This window comes from Streptomyces sp. NPDC002564, from assembly GCF_042889645.1.
In the GTDB taxonomy this organism is placed as follows: Bacteria; Actinomycetota; Actinomycetes; order Streptomycetales; family Streptomycetaceae; genus Streptomyces.
The window spans coordinates 163,306-184,531 of the sequence record NZ_JBIARE010000008.1 but is presented as its reverse complement, the minus strand read 5'-3'; the positions used below and the strand labels follow the sequence as shown (position 1 = coordinate 184,531).

At 71.8% G+C, this 21,226-nt stretch carries 19 protein-coding genes; 1 reads left to right on the top strand and 18 read right to left on the bottom strand.

Annotated features, from left to right (window positions below; genetic code table 11):
* Positions 1 to 45: 45 nt before the first annotated feature.
* From ACFYXE_RS27440 to pgsA, 18 genes are all read right to left on the bottom strand, one after another.
* Entirely contained in the window at positions 46 to 1,194 is a 1,149-nt protein-coding gene (locus ACFYXE_RS27440) for a caspase family protein (RefSeq protein ID WP_389316520.1), read from the bottom strand.
* Entirely contained in the window at positions 1,172 to 1,579 is a 408-nt protein-coding gene (locus tag ACFYXE_RS27435) for a hypothetical protein (RefSeq protein ID WP_389316518.1), read from the bottom strand. Before ACFYXE_RS27435 ends, ACFYXE_RS27440 begins: the two co-directional genes overlap by 23 nt.
* The gene (locus tag ACFYXE_RS27430) at positions 1,576 to 2,895 is read right to left on the bottom strand and encodes a protein kinase (protein WP_389316516.1); all 1,320 of its coding nucleotides are present in this window, start codon (positions 2,893 to 2,895) and stop codon (positions 1,576 to 1,578) included. The genes ACFYXE_RS27435 and ACFYXE_RS27430 overlap by 4 nt, the downstream gene beginning before the upstream one ends.
* A gap of 43 nt (positions 2,896 to 2,938) precedes the next feature.
* The gene (locus ACFYXE_RS27425; RefSeq protein ID WP_389316514.1) at positions 2,939 to 5,479 is read right to left on the bottom strand and encodes a RelA/SpoT family protein; all 2,541 of its coding nucleotides are present in this window, start codon (positions 5,477 to 5,479) and stop codon (positions 2,939 to 2,941) included.
* A gap of 296 nt (positions 5,480 to 5,775) precedes the next feature.
* Positions 5,776 to 6,324, bottom strand: a complete 549-nt coding sequence (locus tag ACFYXE_RS27420) for an adenine phosphoribosyltransferase (RefSeq protein WP_389316512.1) — start codon at positions 6,322 to 6,324, stop codon at positions 5,776 to 5,778.
* Complete coding sequence (secF, locus tag ACFYXE_RS27415; protein ID WP_361168987.1) at positions 6,321 to 7,445, bottom strand: protein translocase subunit SecF; 1,125 nt, start codon at positions 7,443 to 7,445, stop codon at positions 6,321 to 6,323. Before secF ends, ACFYXE_RS27420 begins: the two co-directional genes overlap by 4 nt.
* A gap of 1 nt (position 7,446) precedes the next feature.
* Entirely contained in the window at positions 7,447 to 9,225 is a 1,779-nt protein-coding gene (gene secD, locus ACFYXE_RS27410) for a protein translocase subunit SecD (protein WP_389316509.1), read from the bottom strand.
* Positions 9,226 to 9,386: 161 nt separating this feature from the next.
* Positions 9,387 to 9,848 (bottom strand): preprotein translocase subunit YajC, encoded by a 462-nt coding sequence (gene yajC, locus ACFYXE_RS27405; protein WP_361168993.1) that lies wholly within the window; start codon positions 9,846 to 9,848, stop codon positions 9,387 to 9,389.
* A gap of 197 nt (positions 9,849 to 10,045) precedes the next feature.
* Positions 10,046 to 11,119: a Holliday junction branch migration DNA helicase RuvB gene (gene ruvB, locus ACFYXE_RS27400; RefSeq protein ID WP_361168996.1), complete on the bottom strand. Its 1,074-nt coding sequence runs from the start codon at positions 11,117 to 11,119 to the stop codon at positions 10,046 to 10,048.
* Positions 11,120 to 11,175: 56 nt separating this feature from the next.
* On the bottom strand, positions 11,176 to 11,787 hold the full coding sequence (gene ruvA, locus ACFYXE_RS27395) for a Holliday junction branch migration protein RuvA (RefSeq protein WP_361168999.1): 612 nt from the start codon (positions 11,785 to 11,787) through the stop codon (positions 11,176 to 11,178).
* Positions 11,784 to 12,470, bottom strand: coding sequence for a crossover junction endodeoxyribonuclease RuvC (gene ruvC / locus ACFYXE_RS27390; RefSeq protein ID WP_389316506.1), 687 nt, complete (start codon positions 12,468 to 12,470; stop codon positions 11,784 to 11,786). Before ruvC ends, ruvA begins: the two co-directional genes overlap by 4 nt.
* 139 nt (positions 12,471 to 12,609) lie before the next feature.
* Positions 12,610 to 13,362 carry a YebC/PmpR family DNA-binding transcriptional regulator gene (locus ACFYXE_RS27385; protein WP_361169005.1) on the bottom strand — a complete coding sequence of 251 codons (753 nt, stop codon included), beginning with the start codon at positions 13,360 to 13,362 and terminating at the stop codon, positions 12,610 to 12,612.
* Positions 13,363 to 13,445: 83 nt separating this feature from the next.
* The gene (pdxT, locus tag ACFYXE_RS27380; RefSeq protein WP_389316503.1) at positions 13,446 to 14,048 is read right to left on the bottom strand and encodes a pyridoxal 5'-phosphate synthase glutaminase subunit PdxT; all 603 of its coding nucleotides are present in this window, start codon (positions 14,046 to 14,048) and stop codon (positions 13,446 to 13,448) included.
* Complete coding sequence (gene pdxS / locus ACFYXE_RS27375) at positions 14,048 to 14,968, bottom strand: pyridoxal 5'-phosphate synthase lyase subunit PdxS (RefSeq protein WP_361169028.1); 921 nt, start codon at positions 14,966 to 14,968, stop codon at positions 14,048 to 14,050. Before pdxS ends, pdxT begins: the two co-directional genes overlap by 1 nt.
* Positions 14,969 to 15,161: 193 nt before the next feature.
* Positions 15,162 to 15,707 (bottom strand): hypothetical protein, encoded by a 546-nt coding sequence (locus ACFYXE_RS27370; RefSeq protein ID WP_389316501.1) that lies wholly within the window; start codon positions 15,705 to 15,707, stop codon positions 15,162 to 15,164.
* A gap of 131 nt (positions 15,708 to 15,838) precedes the next feature.
* Positions 15,839 to 17,047, bottom strand: a complete 1,209-nt coding sequence (locus ACFYXE_RS27365) for a glycosyltransferase family 4 protein (protein ID WP_389316499.1) — start codon at positions 17,045 to 17,047, stop codon at positions 15,839 to 15,841.
* A complete protein-coding gene (locus ACFYXE_RS27360) occupies positions 17,044 to 17,982 on the bottom strand; it encodes a phosphatidylinositol mannoside acyltransferase (protein ID WP_389316497.1) in 939 nt (312 codons plus the stop codon). The genes ACFYXE_RS27365 and ACFYXE_RS27360 overlap by 4 nt, the downstream gene beginning before the upstream one ends.
* On the bottom strand, positions 17,979 to 18,650 hold the full coding sequence (pgsA, locus tag ACFYXE_RS27355) for a phosphatidylinositol phosphate synthase (protein ID WP_389316495.1): 672 nt from the start codon (positions 18,648 to 18,650) through the stop codon (positions 17,979 to 17,981). Before pgsA ends, ACFYXE_RS27360 begins: the two co-directional genes overlap by 4 nt.
* Positions 18,651 to 18,910: 260 nt before the next feature.
* Here pgsA and ACFYXE_RS27350 point away from each other — a divergent pair, with 260 nt between their 5' ends.
* Positions 18,911 to 21,127 carry an elongation factor G-like protein EF-G2 gene (locus tag ACFYXE_RS27350; protein ID WP_389316493.1) on the top strand — a complete coding sequence of 739 codons (2,217 nt, stop codon included), beginning with the start codon at positions 18,911 to 18,913 and terminating at the stop codon, positions 21,125 to 21,127.
* The last annotated feature ends 99 nt before the right edge of the window (positions 21,128 to 21,226 follow it).

Sequence of the window (21,226 nt, the reverse complement as noted above, 5' to 3'; positions counted from 1 at the left end):
ACCCGCGGAGGTGAGCCGGGCCCGGGAGCCCGCGCGGTACACGGTCTAGGTCGTGCCGCGCGGGCTTCCGTGTTCCGCGATGTCCAGGGCGTGCTTGAGGACCTCGCAGGCCTGGATGTGGTTGCCGGACTCCTGGAGGAGGTCGGCGAGCCTGCGGCAGACCAGGACGGCCTCGGGCCCGTACAGCTTGTGCGTCTGCTGGAACGCCAGCTCCAGGACCTCGATGGCCTCGCGGACCTGGTCGGCCTCGGCGAGCAGTTCGGACAGCTCCAGCTGGACGGCGAGCAGTTCGCCCCGGCCGTCGCTGACCTGCTCCTGCAGGGCGAGGCGTAGTACGGGCAGGGCGTCGCGGGTGTTGCCCTCGGCGCGCAGCAGCCGGGCGACGTTGAGCCCGGTGGCGACCACGGCGGCGCGCACGTCGCTGGCGAGGACCGGGCCCGCGGGGGCGCGCCGGGCGGCCCTGGCCTTGTTGCGGGCGAAGGGCAGGCGCCCGACCGCGTTCTCCTGGGAGCGCTGGGGCAGCGGCCGGTTCTTGGCGCGCAGCCGCTCCTCCAGGACGCGGTAGAGGGTCTCCAGGTCGATGAGTTCGGGCCCGTCGGGGACGCCGCCCCGCAGCACGGTCAGCAGCTCCCCGGTGAACGCGGTGTAGCGCTCGCCGTCCGGCGCGAGGGCCACCCGGTCGCGGGGCGAGGCGGTGAGGACGTAGGCCCCGTCGACGGCGGCCTGGGCGGCGAGCACGTCGCCGCCGGCCAGGGTGCGGGCGGCACGGCCGCTGAAGCAGCAGTCGAGGACGACGATCTTGCGGCGGGCGCGGGAGCCGCGCAGGGCGGTGCGCAGGTGCTGGTAGGCGACGGCGGTGTAGCCCATGGTGTCGCGGGAGTCGCCGAGGGCGAGGTACAGGTCGGTGGACTCGGCGTCCCGCATGCCGTGTCCGGCGTAGTAGACGACCAGGGTGTCCGTGGCCTCGTCGGCCGCCCGGTGGACGGGGTCGAGCATCGCGGGCACGTTCTGCGGGTCGGTGACCACGGTGCAGTGCTGGACGGGCAGTCCCCACACGGTGGCGTCGCACAGCTCCGCCGCCAGGTCGACCACGTTGGCCTCGACGGCCGGGAGTTGGGGCAGGTGGCGGTAGGACGCGGTGCCGATGAGGACGGCGCGGGAGCGGGCCGGGTCAGGAAGCGCTGCCGTCGCCATCGCGGGCGCCTTCCCCGTCGGGTTCCAGGACGGCCAGGACGCGCCGCAGGGCCGCCTCGTCGCGGGCCGCCTCGGCGGAGAGCTCCACGCGGACGTCGCCGCGGCTGAGGACGACGGCCGGGGCCCGGCGGCGGGAGAGCTGCCACTGGAGCACGGAGACGACGAGGGCGGCGGTGGACAGGGAGCTGCCGAGGGCGAGTTCGAGCACGTCGAAGCCGGTGCCCATGTGGTCGGCGGGGGCGGGCGTGGTCGCCGTGATCCTGGTCCCGAGCCGTCCGGCCAGGGTTTCGTCGGCGCGCAGCCAGCCGTCCAGGGAGCGCAGCGCGTCCTCTTGGTCGGCCTGGTCGGCGCCTTCGCGCCGTACCTCCACCGCGAGATCGGTCACCTGCTGTTTCCTCTCCTGACGTCGGTATGGCGGTTCACCCGGGCGAGCAGTTCCACGGCCTGGTCGCCCGCGCCCAGCCGCGCCAGGCAGACGGCCTGCCAGTACTGGCTGGTGAGCGTGGTCGGATGGTCGGGGCCGAGCGAGGAGAGGCAGACCGGAACCACCGCGGCCAGCATCTGCGCGGCCTCCTGCAGTTCGCCGCGGAGCACGAGGTTGACCGCCTCGCGCTGGCGGGACAGGGCGTTCTGCGGGGTCATGCTGCTGAGCACGATGCGGCGGGTGGCGTCGCTGAGGGTGGGCGGGTGCAGCGGGCCCGGGTGCTCGGCCCTGGGGTGCGGCACGGCCTCGTCCCAGTCGTACTCCGGTTCGTCGTCGGCGTCGGCGGGCTCGGTCAGCGAGCGCACCGCCTCGTCGCGGAGCTGGCCGGCCAGGAGGGCGGCGAGGGCCTCCCTGCCGTCCACCGCCTGCCGCTCCAGGAGCGCCTCCGTCCCCTCCGTGCGCGCCGGGCGCAGGGCGGGGTCCTGCGCGCAGAGCCGGTCGACCAGGTCGAGCAGTTCGGCGGGCGGCGACAGGAGGCGGCCGCTGAGGCGGGGGATGCCCGCGCCGAGCGCGCGCTCCACGATGGCGCCGTAGTCCACCGTGGCGTCGCCGAACGGCAGCTCGCCGGTGATCATGAGGTACATGCAGGCGCCGAGGCCGTACAGGTCGGCGGCGGGTGACGGGGCGGCGCCCCGGATCGCCTCGGGCGCCATGAACTGGGGGGTGCCGACGAGTTCCCCGGTCCGGGTGATCGCCCGCTCCCCCGCGAGCCGGGCGAGGCCGAAGTCGTGCAGGACGGCGTGGCCGTCGCGGTTGACGCCGATGTTCGAGGGCTTCACGTCGCGGTGCAGGACGCCCGACTCGTGGGCGGCGGCCAGTCCGCGCACGACGTCGAGGGCGACCTGGGCGACGGCGGCCGTCGGCAGCGGGCCGGTGCGCGTCACGAGGTCGGCGAGGCTCAGGCCGTCCAGGACCTGCATCACGAGGTACGGGGTGCCGTCGGCGACGCCCGCGTCGTACAGCGTGACCACGGCCGGGTGCTCGATGCGGGCCAGCGCCCGCGCCTCGCGCAGGAACCGGTCGCGGGCCTCGTCGTCCTCGTCGAGACCGGCGACGGCGGTGAGCATCTTGACGGCCACCCGGCGCGCGAGGCGGGTGTCCTCGGCCTCGTGGACCACGCCCATGCCGCCGTGGCCCAGCGGTCCGAGGAGGCGGTAGCGTCCGGCGACGACCGGTCCCCCGCCCGGCCGCCCGGCTAAGTCGGTCCTGCCGTCCATCGCCTTCTCCCCCTGTCCGTCGTGGCCGGCGCTCGCGGTGCCCTCAGGGCCTGCGCGCCGACGTCACCCGGTACACGTCGTAGACGCCCTCGACTCCCCTGACCGCCTTGAGCACGTGTCCCAGGTGCTTGGGGTCGCCCATCTCGAAGGTGAAGCGGGAGGTGGCGACGCGGTCGCGGGAGGTCTGGACGGCCGCCGACAGGATGTTCACGTGCTGGTCCGACAGGATGCGCGTGACGTCCGACAGGAGACGGGAGCGGTCCAGGGCCTCGACCTGGATGGCGACCAGGAACACCGAGGACTGGGTGGGCGCCCACTCGACCTCGAGGATCCGCTCGGGTTCGCGGGAGAGCGAGTCCACGTTCACGCAGTCGCTGCGGTGAACCGATACGCCACTGCCGCGGGTGACGAACCCGATGATCGGGTCGCCGGGGACGGGCGTGCAGCAGCGGGCGAGCTTCACCCAGACGTCGTCGACGCCCTTGACCACGACGCCCGGGTCGGCGTTGGACCGGCGCTTGGAGCGGCCGCGCGAGGGCGGTGCGCTCTCGGCGATGTCCTCGTTGGCGGCCTCCTCGCCGCCGAGCGCCTGGACGAGCTTCTGCACCACGGACTGCGCGGTGACGTGGCCCTCGCCGATCGCCGCGTAGAGCGAGGAGATGTCGGGGTAGCGCATCTCGTGCGCGAGGGTGACCAGGGAGTCGCCGGTGAGGATCCGCTGGATCGGCAGGTTCTGCTTGCGCATGGCGCGCGCGATGGCGTCCTTGCCCTGCTCGATGGCCTCGTCGCGGCGCTCCTTGGAGAACCACGCGCGGATCTTGTTGCGCGCCCGGGGCGACTTGACGAAGCCGAGCCAGTCGCGGGAGGGCCCCGCGCCCGCCGCCTTGGAGGTGAAGACCTCCACCAGGTCGCCGTTGTCCAGGGTCGACTCGAGCGGTACGAGCCGTCCGTTGACCCGGGCCCCTATGGTCCGGTGGCCGACCTCGGTGTGCACCGCGTACGAGAAGTCGACGGGGGTGGCGCCCGCGGGGAGCGCTATGACGTCGCCCTTGGGCGTGAAGACGAAGACCTCGTTGCGCGACAGGTCGAAGCGCAGCGACTCCAGGAACTCGCTGGGGTCCTCGGTCTCCTTCTGCCAGTCGAGGAGCTGGCGCAGCCACGCCATGTCGTTGAGGTGGTCGTCCTTGCCGCCGGCCTTCTTCGGCACGTCGGTGCGCACCTTGGAGGCACCGGCGACGGCTTCCTGCTTGTACTTCCAGTGCGCGGCGATGCCGTACTCGGCGCGGCGGTGCATGTCGAACGTGCGGATCTGCAGCTCGACGGGCTTGCCGTTGGGTCCGATCACCGTGGTGTGCAGCGACTGGTACATGTTGAACTTCGGCATCGCGATGTAGTCCTTGAACCGGCCGGGGACCGGGTTCCATCGCGCGTGGACGGTGCCGAGGGCCGCGTAGCAGTCGCGGACCGTGTCGACCAGGACGCGGATGCCCACCAGGTCGTAGATCTCCGCGAAGTCACGGCCGCGGACGATCATCTTCTGGTAGACGCTGTAGTAGTGCTTGGGGCGTCCGGTGACGGTGGCCTTGATGCGGGCGGCCCGCAGGTCGGCCTGGACCTCGTCGGTCACTATGGCCAGGTATTCGTCGCGCTTGGGGGCGCGCTCGGCGACCAGCCGCACGATCTCGTCGTACATCTTGGGGTAGAGGATCGCGAAGGCGAGGTCCTCCAGCTCCCACTTGATGGTGTTCATGCCCAGGCGGTGCGCCAGCGGAGCGTAGATCTCCAGCGTCTCGCGGGCCTTCTTCTCCTGCTTCTCGCGCTTGAGGTAGCGCATGGTGCGCATGTTGTGCAGGCGGTCGGCGAGCTTGATGACCAGGACGCGGGGGTCCTTGGCCATGGCGACGACCATCTTGCGCACGGTCTCGGCCTGGGCGGCCTCGCCGAACTTGACCTTGTCCAGCTTGGTGACGCCGTCGACGAGCAGGGCGACCTGGTCGCCGAAGTCGCGCTTGAGGGTGTCCAGGCCGTACTCGGTGTCCTCCACCGTGTCGTGCAGGAGGCCCGCCATCAGGGTGGCCGGGTCCATGCCGAGCTCGGCGAGGATCGTCGTCACGGCGAGCGGGTGCGTGATGTACGGGTCGCCGCTCTTGCGCTTCTGGCCGCGGTGCCAGCGCTCGGCGACCTGGTAGGCCCGCTCGATCTGGCGGAGCGTGGCCGTCTCGATCTTGGGGTCGTTGCTGCGGACGATGCGCAGCAGGGGCTCCAGGACCGGGTTGTACGGGTTGGAGCGCTGGACGCCGAGCCGGGCGAGCCGGGCGCGCACCCGGTTGGAGGAGCCGGAGCGCGCGGGCTGGCCCGTGGCGGGCCGGATCGCGGGGGCCGTCGGGTGGTGGTCCGCGGGCGGCTTGGGGCGGGGCTGCTCGGCCGGTTTGTCGCCCCGGGAGACCTCCGTCCGGTCGCGCTGCGCGGACGTGCCGCCCTGCGCGCCGTCAGCCTTCTTCGCGGGCGCGGCGGAGCCTGCCGAGGCCTCCTTGCCCTGCTGGGCGGCCTTGGCGGCGGTGAGTGGCTGGGACTCGTCTGGCAAGAGCGCTCCCTGTGCGCGATCGGGGTCCCCCGGACAGGCCCCGAAGTGCCCATGGTATCGATCCTGGGCCGTCCGCTCGCCTCCGGCCGGTGAGACAGCCCTGTACTGGAGAAACGCGGGAGGCGGTCTTCGGATTCCCCGGGATCGGCCGGCCATGCCTCCGGCCCGGCCCTCCCCGGCCCGGACGGCGTCCGGAAGGGCCGCCCCGGCCACCGTCCAGAGCGGGAACCGGCCGAAACGACGACGGGCGCCCCGGTGGATACCGGGACGCCCGTCGTACGGTCCTGCGCGGTGCCTCAGACGGTGATCAGGGCCTCCAGCGGGGCCCCTGCCAGCACCGGCTCCAGCTTCTGCCGGCCGTCCAGGAAGCCGAGCTCCATGAGGACGGCGACGCCGGCCACCTCGGCGCCGGTGCGGCGCACCAGCTGCAGCGAGGCCGCGGCGGTGCCACCGGTGGCGAGGACGTCGTCGATGACCATGACGCGGTCGCCCGCCGTCAGGTCCTCGGCGTGCACCTCGATCTCGGCGCTGCCGTACTCCAGGTCGTAGCTCTGCTTGAGCGTCGCCCCGGGGAGCTTGCCCGCCTTGCGCACGGGGATGAAGCCGAGCCCGGCGCGCAGCGCCACGGGGGCGCCGAGGATGAAGCCGCGGGCCTCCAGGCCGACGATCTTCGTGGCGCCGTGCCGCACGCTGAGGCCGGCCAGGGTGTCCGTGAGCGCGGCGAACGCCTCCGGGTCCGCCAGCAGCGGGGTGATGTCCTTGAACAGCACGCCCGGCTTCGGGTAGTCCGGGACGTCACGGATGCGGCTGAGCAGCAGCTCCGTGACGTCCTTGACCTCGGTCACCGGCGCTTCCCCGAGGGACGGCCCTTGCCGCGGTTGCGGGACGCGGGCTGGGTGCGGGGGCCGACGACCGCGGGAGCGGCGTCACCGACCTCCGCGTCCTGCAGTTCCTCGTCGCCCGCGGGCTCCGGCGCCTCCGCCGACTCGCCCTTGGCCGCGGCCGCCCTGCGCTTGGCGAGCACCCGCTTCTTGAGGGCCTTCATCTGCGGCTCGCGCTCCTTGAAGTCGGCGACGAGCGGCGTGGCGATGAAGATCGAGGAGTACGCACCGGCCGCGAGGCCGACGAACAGCGACAGCGAGATGTCGTTGAGCATGCCCGCGCCCAGGACACCGCCACCGATGAACAGCAGGCCCGCCACCGGGAGCAGTGCGACGACCGTGGTGTTGATGGACCGCACCAGGGTGCCGTTGATGCTGCGGTTGGCCAGCTCGCTGTAGGTGTAGCGGGTCTGCTTGGTGATGTCCTTCGACTGTTCCTTCAAGCTGTCGAAGACCACGACCGTGTCGTAGAGCGAGTAACCGAGGATGGTCAGCAGACCGATCACCGTGCCCGGGGTGACCTCGAAGCCGACCAGGGCGTACACACCCACGGTGATGGTGATGTCGTGGATGAGCGCGATCAGGGCCGCGAGGGCCATGCGCCACTCGAAGGCGATGGCCAGATAGACCACCACCAGGACCATGAAGATCGCGAGGCCCTGCCAGGCCTTGTTCGCGATCTGCTCGCCCCAGCTGGGGCCGACCAGGTCGGCGTCGATCTCGCCGGCCTTCACGTCCAGGTCCTCGGCCAGCGACTTCTTGATCTGGTCGGACTTGTTGATGTCCACGCCCGCGATCTGGATGCGGAGCTTGTCGTCGCCCAGCTTCTGGACGATCGCGTCGTGGCCGGACGCCTTCTCCGCGGACTCCTCGGCCTGGGAGACCGAGGCACTGGTCCTCGGGGTGTTGAAGACCGCGCCGCCCTCGAACTCGATGCCCATGTTCAGGCCGCGCACCGCAAGGCCGACGATGGCCGTGATGGTGATCAGTATCGAGATGCCGTACCAGATCTTGCGCTTGCCGACGAAGTCGTAGCCGACCTCACCGCGGTAGAGCCTGGCGCCGAGATTGCCGAGCTTCGACATCTCACGCCTCCTTCGGGTCGACAGGGCCAGCGGCGGGAGGAGTGGTGCGGCGGGACCGGCGCAGCGGGGGCTTGGCGCCCAGCCGCTGGGGGTCGAGACCGGACCACTTGTGGCCGCTCGCGAAGAACTTCTTGCGGGCCATGAGCGTCATCAGCGGCTTGGTGAAGAAGAAGACCACCACGACGTCGAGCAGGGTGGTGAGGCCGAGGGTGAACGCGAAGCCCTGCACCTTGCCGACCGTGACGACGAAGAGCACCGCCGCGGCGAGGAACGACACGAAGTCGGAGACCAGGATGGTGCGCCGGGCGCGCGGCCAGCCCCGCTCGACGGCCGGGCGCAGGGTGCGGCCCTCGCGGATCTCGTCCCGTACGCGTTCGAAGAACACGATGAACGAGTCCGCCGTGATGCCGATCGCGACGATGGCACCACAGACCGCGGGCAGGTTCAGCGCGAACTTGATGGTCGGTCCGAGCAGCGTCATGATCGTGTAGGTCAGCGCCGCCGAGACCAGGAGGCTCGCGATGGCGATGAGCGACAGGCCGCGGTAGTAGGCCACCAGGTAGATGATGACCAGCGCGAGGCCGATGGCGCCCGCGATCAGACCCGCCTTGAGCTGCTCGCCGCCGAGGGCCGGGCTCACGGTGGTGACGCTCTGCTCGTGGAAGGTGAGCGGCAGGGCGCCGTACGACAGCACGTTGGCCAGGTCCTTGGCGGACTCCTGGGTGAAGCTGCCGGAGATCTCGGCGTTGGCGCTCAGGGTCGTGTTGACGCTGGGGGCCGAGACGACGTCACCGTCGAGGACGATGGCGAACTGGTTCTGCGGCGGCTGCTGCTGCGAGAGCTTGCCGGTGACCTTCGAGAACTTCTTCGAGCCGTCCTTGGTGAAGTCCATGTTGACGACCCAGGCACCGGAGTTCTGGTTGATGGTCGCCTGCGCCTTGTCGACGTCCTTGCCGTTGACCTCGGCCGGAGCCAGGATGAACTTGTCCCAGGACTTGCCGTCGGGGCTCTTGCCACAGGCGACGGTGGGGTCGGACGGCTTGACGCCGAGACCGGCCTCGACCCGGGCCTTCTTGTCGGTGCAGTCGAGCTTGGTGAACTTCTCCTGCAGCTTCGCCGTGGCCGGGTCGGTGGACGGCTTGGGCGTCTCGTCCTTCTTCTTGCCGTCCTTGTCCGTGGCGCCGGCCGACGGGGTCGGGTCGGCCTTCAGGGCCTCGCTGACCGGGCGGCCCTGCGTCGACGGGGAGGCGGTGGGGGAGGTCGCCTTGTCGGTGGCCTTGCCCTGGTCGGTGGCCTTGTCCTTGTCGGTGGCCTTGCCCTTCTCCTTGTCCGTGCCGGAGGAGGAGCTGGCGGACGGCTCGGGCGTGGGCGCACCGCTGGTCTGCGTGATCACCGGACGGAAGTAGAGCTGCGCGGTCGTGCCGACCTGGTCGCGCGCCTGCTTCTCGTTCGTCCCCTTGGGGATGTTGACGATGATGTTCTTGTCGCCCTGGGTCTGAACCTCGGCCTCGGAGACGCCCAGACCGTTGACGCGGTTGTTGATGATGTCGACCGCGGTGTTCATGTTGGTCGGGTTGATCGCGTTCTTCTGGCCGGGCTCGTTCTTGGCCTCGAGCGTGATGCTCGTGCCGCCGGCGAGGTCGATGCCCAGGCGCGGCGTGGTGTGCCCGGAAAGGAACATTCCCCCGGTCAGCGCCACGAGGGCGATCAGGATGAAGACCAGCGAGCGTCCCGGCTTACCCGGAGCGCTCTGCCTTCGGCCCTTCTTCGGTGCTGCCACCTTCTCGTTCTCCCTGTCCAACCGCCCGGCCCGCGGTCACGCCCCTGCGGTAGGGCGAACCGGGCGGACGGCCATGAAGTGGTGTCGAGATTCGGCGCGAAATGCACGTGATCCGGGGCCCGTGGTGCGCGAGCGGCGCACCCCACGGGCCCCGGTCGTGACTACTTCGCGTCGGACTCGCCGTCGGTCTTCTTCGGCTCCGCGTCGTCGGCCCCGGCGGGCGCATCCTTCTTGCCGAGGTCGATGGGCGAGTCGTCGGAAGCGCCGGCGGGCTCGTCACTCTCGGTCAGGGAGGACGCGTCGTCCGGAACGACGGGGGTGTCCTCCTTCAGGTCGTCCTCGGTGCCGTGCACGATGCGGTTGTACTCGTCGTCGTCGAGGACGGCGCCGATCGAGTTCTTCGCGTACACCGCGTGGACACCGGGAGCCACCTCAAGGAGGACGGCTTCGTCGTGAACCTCCTTGACGGTGGCGTACATGCCCCCGATCGTGCGGATGCCGGTGCCGGGCTGCATCTCGTTGCGCATCTGTGCGGCGGCCTGCTGCTTCTTCTTGGCCGACCGGGTCATCAGGAACATGGCCCCGATGAGCACGATGAACGGGAGGAGGGTCACGATATTCACGGGACGGAGTTTCCTTCGCACGACCGCGCAGGTAAGCGGCCATTGGGATGGGGGTGGGCACGCCACCGATAAGGGCGGCATCGGCGGAGTCTAAGCGAGTCCGCACCTAACGAACAACGCTCAGCATGGCACCGCAGTTCCTGGGAGGGCGACTATCCGCGCCGTTCCGCTTCGCGGGCGGGGCGCTCTCGCCGCCGTCACGTCCCGAACAGGTCCTGTTGTCCCTTTCCGCCCGGCTGACGCGGCGGTACCAGGCCGAGGTGGGCCCACGCGGCGGGCGTCCCGACCCGGCCGCGCGGGGTGCGGGCGAGCAGTCCCTCCCGTACCAGGAAGGGTTCCGCCACCTCCTCGACCGTCTCGCGCTCCTCCCCCACCGCGACCGCGAGCGTCGACAGGCCCACGGGCCCGCCGCCGAACAGCTTGAGCAGGGCTTCGAGGACGGCGCGGTCCAGCCGGTCCAGGCCGCGTCCGTCCACCTCGTAGACGGCGAGGGCGGCGGACGCGATGTCCCGGGTGATCGAGCCGTCGGCCTTGACCTGCGCATAGTCGCGGACGCGGCGCAGCAGGCGGTTGGCGATACGGGGCGTGCCGCGCGAGCGCCCGGCGATCTCGGCGGCGCCCGCCGGGTCGATCTCCACGTCCAGGAGCTGGGCGGAGCGGTGCACGACGCGCTCCAGCTCGGCGGGTTCGTAGAACTCCATGTGCGCGGTGAAGCCGAAGCGGTCGCGCAGCGGCGGGGGCAGCAGGCCCGCGCGCGTGGTGGCGCCGACGAGGGTGAAGGGCGGCAGTTCGAGCGGGATGGCGGTGGCGCCGGGGCCCTTGCCGACGATGACGTCGACGCGGAAGTCCTCCATCGCCATGTAGAGCATCTCCTCGGCGGGGCGCGACATCCGGTGGATCTCGTCGAGGAAGAGGACCTCGCCCTCCTGGAGGGAGGAGAGGATCGCGGCGAGGTCGCCCGCGTGCTGGATGGCGGGGCCGCTGGTGATGCGGATGGGGGCGCCCATCTCCGCGGCGATGATCATCGAGAGGGTCGTCTTGCCGAGGCCGGGGGCGCCGGAGAGCAGCACGTGGTCGGCGGTGGCCCCGCGCGCGCGGGCGGCGCGCAGCACCAGGTCGAGCTGCTCGCGGACCTTCTCCTGGCCGATGAACTCGCCCAGGTCCTTGGGGCGCAGGGCGGCCTCGACGGCCTGGTCCTCGCCGTCGGCGGAGGCCCCGACGAGCCGCTCGGCCGCGGCGGCAGCGTCGTCGGTCGTGTCGTCCCAGTTCATGCGGTGTGCCTCGCGATGCGGTTCAAGGGGTGGCCGGCGGGTGCGTGCGGAAGGGGCTAGCGGGTGCGGTTCAGGGTCTGCAGGGCGGCCTTGAGGAGCTGGCCGACCTGCGGGGTGCCCTCGGCGGCCTCGGCCTGCGGGGTGACGGCGACGACGGCCTCGTCGGCCTCGCGGGTGGCGTATCCGAGGCCGATCAGGGCCGCGTGCAGTTGGTCGCGCCAGCCTGCGGTGACGGCCGTGCCGATCGCGGGGCCGCCGGTGCCCAGGGGCTCGCCGAGACGGTCCTTGTACTCCAGGAGGAGCTTCTGGGCGCCCTTCTTGCCGATGCCGGGGACGGCGGTGAGTGCCTTCTCGTCGCCGGTGGAGACCGCGCGGCGCAGGGCGTCGGGGGTGTGCACGGCGAGCATGGCCTGGGCCAGGCGCGGGCCGACACCGCTCGCGGTCTGCAGCAGCTCGAAGGTCTGGCGCTCGTCGTCGTCCGCGAAGCCGTAGAGCGTCAGCGAGTCCTCCCGGACGACCAGGGAGGTGGCGAGCTTGGCCTGCTGGCCGACGCGGAGCGTGGAGAGGGTGTTCGGCGTGCACTGGACGGCCATGCCGATCCCGCCGACCTCGACCACCGCGGTATCGGGCGCGAGGGCGGCGACGGGGCCGCTGACGAAGGCGATCATGCGGTACGGCCTTTCTGTGCTGCGGAGGTCCTGGCCGGGGAGGCCTGGGGGGTGGGTGTGTCGGCCGGGGGCGTGTCGGACGGGGGTGTCCTGGTCGCTGTGGTCGCGGCCGGGGTGCGCCTGGCGGTGCGGGTCCCGGCCGACGCGGCGTGCGCGGCCGCGGCCTGCTGGAGGCGGTTCTGGGCGACGGCCTGCTGCAGCCGGTTCTGCGCGGGGGCGCGCCAGATGTGGCAGATGGCGAGGGCCAGGGCGTCCGCGGCGTCGGCGGGCCTGGGGGGCGCGTCGAGCCGCAGGAGGCGGGTGACCATCGCGCCGACCTGCGCCTTGTCGGCGCGACCGCTGCCGGTGACGGCGGCCTTGACCTCGCTGGGGGTGTGCAGGGCGACGGGGATGCCGCGCCTCGACGCGCAGAGCATGGCGACGGCGCTGGCCTGGGCGGTGCCCATGACCGTCCGCACGTTGTGCTGGCTGAAGACGCGCTCCACGGCGAGGACTTCGGGCTCGTGCTCGTCGAGCCACTGCTCGATGCCCTGCTCGATGGCGACGAGGCGGTGGCCGAGCTCGGCGTCCGGCGGGGTGCGCACGACACCGACCCCGCGCATCGTCAGCGGGCGTCCCGCGACGCCGTCGACGACGCCCACACCGCACCGGGTCAGTCCCGGGTCGACCCCCAACACGCGCACGTAAGCCCCTCCCATCGCCTGTCCGTGCAGGTTATCGGGTCCCTCCGACAACGCGACGGGCCGACGGGGGTGTGTCCCGTCGGCCCGTTCGTGCCCCGAGGGGGCGTGGGTTCCGCGTGCGCGGGCCCGGCGTCGCGCCTTACGCGTCGACCTGCGCCATGACCTCGTCGGAGACGTCGAAGTTGGCGAAGACGTTCTGCACGTCGTCGCTGTCCTCCAGGGCGTCGATCAGCTTGAAGATCTTCCGGGCGCCCTCCTCGTCCAGCTCGACCTGCATGGTCGGGACGAAGTTGGCGTCGGCCGAGTCGTACTCGATGCCGGCGTCCTGGAGCGCGGTGCGGACCGCGACCATGTCGGTGGCCTCGCTGAGCACCTCGAACGTGTCGCCGAGGTCGTTGACCTCTTCGGCGCCCGCGTCCAGGACGGCGCCCAGGACGTCGTCCTCGGACAGCTCGCCCTTGGGGACGATCACGACGCCCTTGCGGTTGAACAGGTACGAGACGGAGCCCGGGTCGGCCATCGAGCCGCCGTTGCGCGTCATGGCGACGCGCACGTCGGAGGCGGCGCGGTTGCGGTTGTCGGTGAGGCACTCGATGAGCACCGCGACGCCGTTCGGGCCGTAGCCCTCGTACATGATCGTCTCGTAGTCGGCGCCACCGGCTTCGAGGCCGGCACCGCGCTTGACCGCCGAGTCGATGTTCTTGTTCGGGACCGAGCTCTTCTTGGCCTTCTGGATGGCGTCGAAGAGGGTCGGGTTACCCGAGATGTCGGCGCCGCCGGTGCGCGCCGCCACCTCGATGTTCTTGATCATCTTCGCGAAGAGCTTGCCGCGCTTGGCGTCGATCACGGCCTTCTTGTGCTTCGTCGTAGCCCATTTAGAGTGGCCGGACATCTGCCTGTCTCCTTCGCGTTACCCAACAACCAGTAAGAACTCTCCCAGACCTTAAGGCCCCGGGGGGATCCCCGGAGATCCTACTAGGATCCCGCGCGCCCGTTACCCCGCGCCATCTCCACGAACAGCGCGTGGACCCGGTGGTCACCCGTCAGCTCGGGGTGGAAGGACGTGGCGAGCGCGTTGCCCTGACGCACGGCGACGATGTGGCCCTCGTGCTCGGCGAGCACCTCGACCTCGGCGCCGACCGACTCGACCCACGGCGCCCGGATGAAGACGCCCTCCACGGGGGTGCCCGGGACGCCCTTGACGTCGACGGCCGCCTCGAAGGACTCGTTCTGCCGGCCGAAGGCGTTGCGCCGCACGATCATGTCGATGCCGCCCAGCGTCTCCTGGCCCGAGCGCGGGTCGAGGATCTTGTCGGCGAGCATGATCATGCCCGCGCAGGTGCCGTAGACGGGCAGGCCGTCGCGCACCCGGTCTCGCAGGGGGTCGAGCAGGCCGAAGAGCGCGGCCAGCTTGGAGATGGTGGTGGACTCGCCGCCGGGGATGACGAGCCCGTCGACCTCGGCGAGCTCCTCGGGCCGCCGGACCGGCCTGGCCACGGCGTCCGCCGCGGCCAGGGCGATCAGGTGCTCCCGTACGTCCCCCTGCAGGGCGAGCACGCCCACGACGGGAGTGGTCATCACCAGCCCCGGTTCGCGTAGCGCTCGGTCTCCGGCAGGGTGTCGCAGTTGATGCCGACCATGGCCTCGCCCAGATTGCGGGAGGCGTCCGCGATGATCTTCGGGTCGTCGTAGAAGGTGGTGGCCTTCACGATGGCGGCGGCACGCGCGGCCGGGTCGCCGGACTTGAAGATGCCGGAGCCGACGAAGACGCCCTCGGCGCCGAGCTGACGCATCAGGGCGGCGTCGGCCGGGGTGGCGACGCCACCGGCGGAGAAGAGCACCACGGGGAGCTTGCCGAGCTCGGCGGTCTCCTTGACGAGCTCGTAGGGGGCGCGGAGGTCCTTGGCCGCGGCGTACAGCTCGTTGTTGTCGAAGCCGCGCAGCCTGGCGATCTCGTTCTTGATCTGGCGCAGGTGGCGGACGGCCTCGACGACGTTGCCGGTGCCGGCCTCGCCCTTGGAGCGGATCATGGCCGCGCCCTCGGCGATGCGGCGCAGGGCCTCGCCCAGGTTGGTGGCGCCGCAGACGAACGGGGTCGTGAACGCGAACTTGTCGCTGTGGTTGACCTCGTCGGCCGGGGTGAGGACCTCGGACTCGTCGATGTAGTCGACGCCGAGCGACTGCAGGACCTGGGCCTCGACGAAGTGGCCGATGCGGGACTTGGCCATGACCGGGATGGAGACGGCCTCGATGATCTCTTCGATCATGTTCGGGTCGGACATCCGCGCCACGCCGCCGTCCTTGCGGATGTCGGCGGGCACCCGCTCCAGCGCCATGACGGCGACGGCGCCGGCGTCCTCGGCTATCTTCGCCTGCTCGGCGTTGACGACGTCCATGATCACGCCGCCCTTGAGCTGCTCGGCCATGCCGCGCTTCACGCGCGCGGTGCCGGTCTCGGGCGACGGGTTGCTGCCGGCGGGGGTGTTCGACTGGGACACGGACACGGAGTTGACCTCACTCGCTGAAGAGAATTCCTGCGTCTCCGAGGAAACTCCCGGGCACCAGGCCACAGCAAGGGCCAATGACCGACCGGTGGCTCATTTTCCCGGGACGTGCCTGGTCAGCGCCGTTTCGGTCCGGTTGGGCGATCCGGTTACCGGTCCGGTTACGCGGTTCGGTTATGCGGTCCGGTTACGCGCCCGCCCGGTCGGCCAGTGCCGTCGGCGGCTCGTCGTCCATCTCGAAGGCCATCGGGAACGGCGCGTGGCCGGCGAGGCGGAACCAGCGGACCTTGCGGTGGCGGCGCAGCGCCCGTGCGGCACGCACCGCGTCGTTGTGGAAGCGCCGGGCCATCGGCACCCGGCGGACGGCCGCGGCCAGCTCGGTGGCCGCCTCGTCGCCGCCCGGGGCCTCGCGTACCGCCTCGACCTGCTGGACCTCTCCGAAGATCGCCCGCAGCGCCTGGCTGAGCTCGCTCTCGGCGACCTCGCGCTGTTCCTCCTCCGCCTGGCGGGCCGCGTGCGCCGCTTCGTAGAGCACGATCGAGGCGGCGGGGTCGAGCACTCCGGAGGTGGCCAGTTCCTGGGCGACCGAGGCGCGGCGCAGCAGTTGGGCGTCGAGGGCGGCCCGCGCGGCGTCGATGCGGGCGTGCAGCCGGTCGAGGCGGCCCGCGGTCCAGCTCAGGTAGAGGCCGATCGCGAAGAGGGCGGCGGCGATCCAGATCAGTGTGGAGGTCACGGGCCGCAAGGCTACCTTCGGGCGGGGCCGCCCCGGACCGGGTCCTCGGCGTGGCCCACCCGTTCGTTTTCGGGGGCTTCGCCCCCGGGCCCGCGGTCCTCAGTCGCCCGGCGGGCCGATCCCCGGAGCCCTCAGGTCCGCTGGCTCAGGCCGAATCTCGCGCGCAGGCCCGTCCGTTCGTCCGTCGCCACCGACGCCGCGCCGTCCGTGACCGTCTCGTAGACCGCCAGGATGTCCGCGCCGACCGTCGACCAGTCGAAGCGGCGCACGTGGGCGCTGCCGCGCTCGCGCAGGCCCGCGCGGCGCTCCGGGTCGGCCAGGAGGCGTACCGCGGACTTGGCCAGGGAGTCCGCGTCCTCGTTGGCGAACAGGTCGCCCGCCGCGCCCTGGTCCAGGACCTGCGCGAAGGCGTCCAGGTCGCTGGCGAGGACGGGCGCGCCCGCGGACATCGCCTCGACGAGGATGATCCCGAAGCTCTCGCCGCCGGTGTTCGGCGCCACGTACAGGTCGACGCTGCGCAGCAGCCGCGCCTTGTCCTCGTCGCTGACCATGCCGAGGAACTCCACCCGGGAGCGCAGCTCGGCGGGGAGCGAGGCGACCGCCTCCTCCTCGTCGCCGCGGCCCGCGACGAGCAGCCGGGCCCCGGGCCGCTCGGCGAAGATCTGCGGGAGCGCCTTCATCAGCACCGGAAGGCCCTTGCGGGGCTCGTCGATGCGTCCGATGAAGCCGATGGTCTCGCCCGCTCCTCCCCCGTCGCCCCCGGCCGGGCCGCGCGTCCCGCCGCCCTGCCACTCGGGCTTCGGCTCGGCCTCGGCGAAGAAGTCGACGTCGACGCCGTTGGGGATGACGACCGCGTCGCCGCCGAGGTGCTCGACGAGGGTGCGGCGCGCGTACTCGCTCACCGCGATGCGGGCGCTGATCTTCTCCAGGGCGGGCTGCAGGATCGGGTAGGCGGCGATCATCGCCCGCGAGCGCGGGTTGGACGTGTGGAACGTCGCGACGATCGGGCCCTGCGCGGCCCAGCAGGTCAGCAGGCCCAGGGAGGGCGAGGCCGGCTCGTGGATGTGGATGACGTCGAAGGTGCCCTCGTGCAGCCAGCGGCGGACCCGCGCGGCCGACAGGAAGCCGAAGTTGAGCCGGGCCACCGAGCCGTTGTACGGCACCGGTACGGCACGGCCCGCCGAGACGACGTACTCCGGCAGGGGGGTCTCGTCGTCGGCCGGGGCGAGGACGGAGACCTCGTGCCCGAGGCGGATGAGGTGCTCCGCCAGATCGCGGATGTGGAACTGGACGCCGCCCGGCACGTCCCAGGAGTACGGGCAGACGATGCCGATCCTCACGAGGTCCCCTCGGCGGACGTCCGGCCCTCGGCGGGCTCGGCCGCGGGGCGGGGCTCCAGGTCGGCGAGCCACAGACGCTGCAGCATGTGCCAGTCCTCCGGGTGGTCGGCGATACCGGTGGCGAAGGCGTCGGCCAGCGCCTGTGTCATGACAGACGTCTTCTCGGCCCGGGTGCCTGTCTCGGGGACGTCGACCGGCGGGTGGACGCGGCCCTTCATGACGGCGGAGTCGTCGTACCAGAGAGTGACGGGGAGCAGCAGCGCGCCGGTCTGCTGGGCGAGCAGCGCGGGGCCCGCGGGCATCCGGGCGGTGTCCCCGAAGAACGTGACCTCGACCCCGGAGGACGACAGGTCGCGGTCCGAGACGAGGCAGACGAGGCCGCCCGCGCGCAGGCGGCGGGCCAGGGTGCCGAAGGCGGCGCCGCCCTCGTGCGGCAGCACCTCCATGCCGAGGCTCTCGCGGTAGGCGACGAAGCGGTCGTACAGCGTCTCGGGCTTGAGGCGCTCGGCGACAGTGGTGAAGGGGGTCTCAAGGCTGGTGGTGACCCAGGCGCCCGCGAGGTCCCAGTTGCCGAGGTGGGGCAGGGCGAGGACCACGCCGTTGCCTGCGGCGAGCCCGTCGGTGAGGTGGTGGACGTCCTTGACGTCGAAGCCGTCCCTGATGCGCTCCCGGCTCCAGGACGGCAGCCGGAAGGACTCCATCCAGTAGCGCAGGTAGGAGCGCATGCCCGCCCGGGAGAGCTCGGCGAGCCGCTGCGGGCTCGCGTCGGGCACCACGCGCGCGAGGTTGGACTCCAGCCGCAGCACGCCCTTGCCGCGCCGCTTCCAGACCGTGTCGGCGATGGTCCTGCCGAGGCGGTCGGCGACCGGCTCGGGGAGCTTCTTGACGGTGCTCCAGCCGAGGCCGTACAGCGCGTCGGTGAGTCGGTCCTTCACTGCGCGGCCTCACTCTCCTGCGCCCCCGCCGCCGCGGCGGCGTCGGCCTCCTCGGACTCCCGGCGCACCGTCACCACGCGCTGGACGAGGGTGACCATGCTGCCCGCGGCGACGATCCACAGCGCGATGGGCAGCAGCACCTGGATGCCGGGCACGCCGAATTTGTGCAGACCCGCGAAGCCCGCGGCGACCAGCGAGATCACCAGCCGCTCGGCGCGCTCCACCAGGCCGTTGACGGCGACGGGCAGGCCGATGGCCTCGCCGCGCGCCTTGGTGTACGAGACCACCTGGCCGCTCGCCAGACAGAAGATCGAGACGGCGCAGAGGATGTTGTCGTCACCCGATCCGGCGTACCAGAGCGCGAGGCCGCCGAAGATGGCGCTGTCGGCCACCCGGTCGAGCGTCGAGTCCAGGAAGGCGCCCCAGCGGCTGGAGCGGCCGAGCTGGCGGGCCATGTTGCCGTCGACCAGGTCCGAGAAGACGAACAGGGTGATGACGATGGTTCCCCAGAAGAACTCTCCCCGGGGGAAGAAGACCAGCGCTCCCGCCACCACACCGGCGGTGCCGATGAAGGTGACCGCGTCGGGGCTGACCCCACGGCGGATGAGAAACGCGGCGAACGGCGTGAGGACACGCGTGAAGAATGCACGCGCGTACTTGTTCAGCATGGCCTTCCCGAGGGTTCGGTGCGCCGCGCGGCCCCGTTGGCCACCGGCTGGCCCATCGTAGTCACGCCCTTGACGGACCGGCTCGCCCCCTCACGATCGCGTACGACGTATGGACGCAGAGTGACCCGAGTGGAAAGCTCGAAAGCATGACGGGCGCCGTCGGAGCCGCCCCGCACCCGGCCCCGCGTGTCCGCGAGCAGCCAGCATCCCCGAGGGGGCTGAGCCTCCTCATCGTGTGCACGTGACCGGGAGGCCATGGCATGGGCGACAAGGCGAACGCACACCCCGGAGCCGCCGGCAGGGCAGCAGCGGCCGACCACCCCGCGTCCGTACGGAATGTGGTGCTGGTCGGCCACAGCGGATCGGGCAAGACCACCCTGGTGGAGGCCCTCGCGCTGACCGCGGGGGCGGTGAACCGGGCGGGCCGCGTGGAGGACGGCGGCACCGTCTCCGACTACGACGAGATCGAGCACCGCAGGCAGCGCTCGGTGCAGCTGTCGCTGGTCCCCGTCGAATGGGGCGGCTTCAAGATCAATCTGTTGGACACACCCGGATACGCCGATTTCGTCGGCGAACTGAGGGCCGGTCTGCGCGCCGCGGACGCGGCCCTTTTCGTCGTCTCGGCGGCGGAGGGCGTGGAGGGCATCAACGGCGCGACCCGCATGGTCTGGGAGGAGTGCGCGGCCGTCGGCATGCCGCGGGCCATCGTGATCACGCACCTGGAGTCGGCCCGCGCCGACTTCACGGCCATGACCCGCACCTGCGCCGAGGCGTTCGGCGCCGACGACCCCGACGCCGTCCTGCCGCTGTACTTACCGCTGCACGGCGAGCAGGGCCCGGACGGACACGCGCCGGTGACCGGCCTGGTCGGGCTGCTGTCCCAGCGGGTCTTCGACTACGCGTCCGGCGAGCGCAAGGAGTCCGAGCCCGGCGAGGACCAGCTCCCGCAGATCGAGCAGGCGCGCAATACCCTGATCGAGGGAATCATCGCCGAGAGCGAGGACGAGTCCCTCATGGACCGCTATCTGGGCGGCGAGGAGATCGACTTCAAGACACTCGTGGACGACCTGGAGCGGGCCGTGGCGCGCGGCATCTTCCACCCGGTGCTCGCCGCGGCCCCCGCCGCGGAGGGCGCCCGCCAGGGCATCGGCACCGTCGAGCTCCTCGAACTGATCACCGGCGGTTTCCCCACCCCGCTCGAACACCCGGCGCCCGCGGTGACCACGCCGGACGGCGCGGCGCGGCCCGCGCTCACCTGCGACCCCGAGGGACCCCTGGCCGCCGAGGTCGTGAAGACCGCGTCCGACCCGTACGTCGGCCGGATCTCGCTCGTCCGGGTCTTCTCCGGCACCCTGCGCCCCGACGACACCGTGCACGTCTCGGGGCACGGCCTGGCCGACCGCGGTCCGCAGGGCCGCGACCTGCACGAGGCGGACGAGCGGATCGGCGCGCTCTCCTCGCCCTTCGGCAAGCAGCAGCGCACCCTGACCCGGTGCATCGCGGGCGATCTGGCGTGCGTGGCGAAGCTGACCCGCGCGGAGACCGGCGACACCCTCTCCGCCAAGGACGACCCGCTCCTGATGGAGCCCTGGGACATGCCCGACCCGCTGCTGCCGCTGGCCATCGAGGCGCACAGCAAGGCCGACGAGGACAAGCTGTCGCAGGGCCTGTCGCGGCTGGTCGCCGAGGACCCGACGATGCGCCTCGAACAGAACCAGGACACCCACCAGGTGGTGCTGTGGTGCCTGGGCGAGACCCATGCCGACGTGGCCCTGGAACGGCTGCGCAGCCGGTACGGCGTGCAGGTCGACGTGGTGCCGTACAAGGTGTCCCTCCGGGAGACGTTCGCGGCCAGGTCGGGCGGCCGGGGGCGGCATGTGAAGCAGTCCGGCGGGCACGGCCAGTACGCGATCTGCGAGATCGCGGTCGAGCCGCTGCCCGGTGGCAGCGGCATCGAGTTCGTCGACAAGGTGGTCGGCGGCGCGGTCCCGCGGCAGTTCATCCCGTCCGTCGAGAAGGGCGTGCGGGCCCAGGCGGCGAAGGGCGTCGCCGCCGGGTACGCGCTCATCGACGTGCGCATCACGCTGCTGGACGGCAAGGCGCACTCGGTGGACTCCTCCGACGCCGCGTTCCAGACGGCGGGCGCGCTCGCCCTGCGCGAGGCCGCGTCCGGGGCCCGCATCCACCTGCTCGAACCGGTCGCGGAGGTGCGGGTGCTGGTCGACGACGACCACGTCGGGGCGGTGATGAGCGATCTGTCGGGCCGGCGCGGCCGGGTGGTCGGCACCGAACAGGCCCCGGGCGGGCGCACCCTGGTGCGGGCGGAGGTCCCCGAGATCGAGATCGGCCGGTACGCGGTGGATCTGCGCTCCCTCTCGCAGGGCACCGCACGCTTCAACCGTGCGTACGCGCGCCACGAGCCGATGCCGCCGCAGCTGTCCGACCGGATCCGCGAACAGGCGGAGGGCTCGGTGTAGTTGGGGTAGCCGGAGCAGCTGGGGCAGCTGGGGCAGCTGGGGCAGTCGGGCAGGAGAAGCCCAGCGGCCGGACCCACCGGCGCGATTCCGCCCGCCCGT

Excerpts from the sequence above, each read along its gene's own strand:
- ACFYXE_RS27350 (WP_389316493.1), top strand. The coding sequence starts at position 18,911 with ATGGGCGACAAGGCGAACGCACACCCCGGAGCCGCCGGCAGGGCAGCA.
- pdxT (WP_389316503.1), bottom strand. The coding sequence starts at position 14,048 with ATGACCACTCCCGTCGTGGGCGTGCTCGCCCTGCAGGGGGACGTACGG.
- pgsA (WP_389316495.1), bottom strand. The coding sequence starts at position 18,650 with ATGCTGAACAAGTACGCGCGTGCATTCTTCACGCGTGTCCTCACGCCG.
- ACFYXE_RS27430 (WP_389316516.1), bottom strand. The coding sequence starts at position 2,895 with ATGGACGGCAGGACCGACTTAGCCGGGCGGCCGGGCGGGGGACCGGTC.
- ACFYXE_RS27385 (WP_361169005.1), bottom strand. The coding sequence starts at position 13,362 with ATGTCCGGCCACTCTAAATGGGCTACGACGAAGCACAAGAAGGCCGTG.
- ruvB (WP_361168996.1), bottom strand. The coding sequence starts at position 11,119 with ATGAACTGGGACGACACGACCGACGACGCTGCCGCCGCGGCCGAGCGG.
- ACFYXE_RS27440 (WP_389316520.1), bottom strand. The coding sequence starts at position 1,194 with ATGGCGACGGCAGCGCTTCCTGACCCGGCCCGCTCCCGCGCCGTCCTC.
- ruvA (WP_361168999.1), bottom strand. The coding sequence starts at position 11,787 with ATGATCGCCTTCGTCAGCGGCCCCGTCGCCGCCCTCGCGCCCGATACC.
- secF (WP_361168987.1), bottom strand. The coding sequence starts at position 7,445 with ATGTCGAAGCTCGGCAATCTCGGCGCCAGGCTCTACCGCGGTGAGGTC.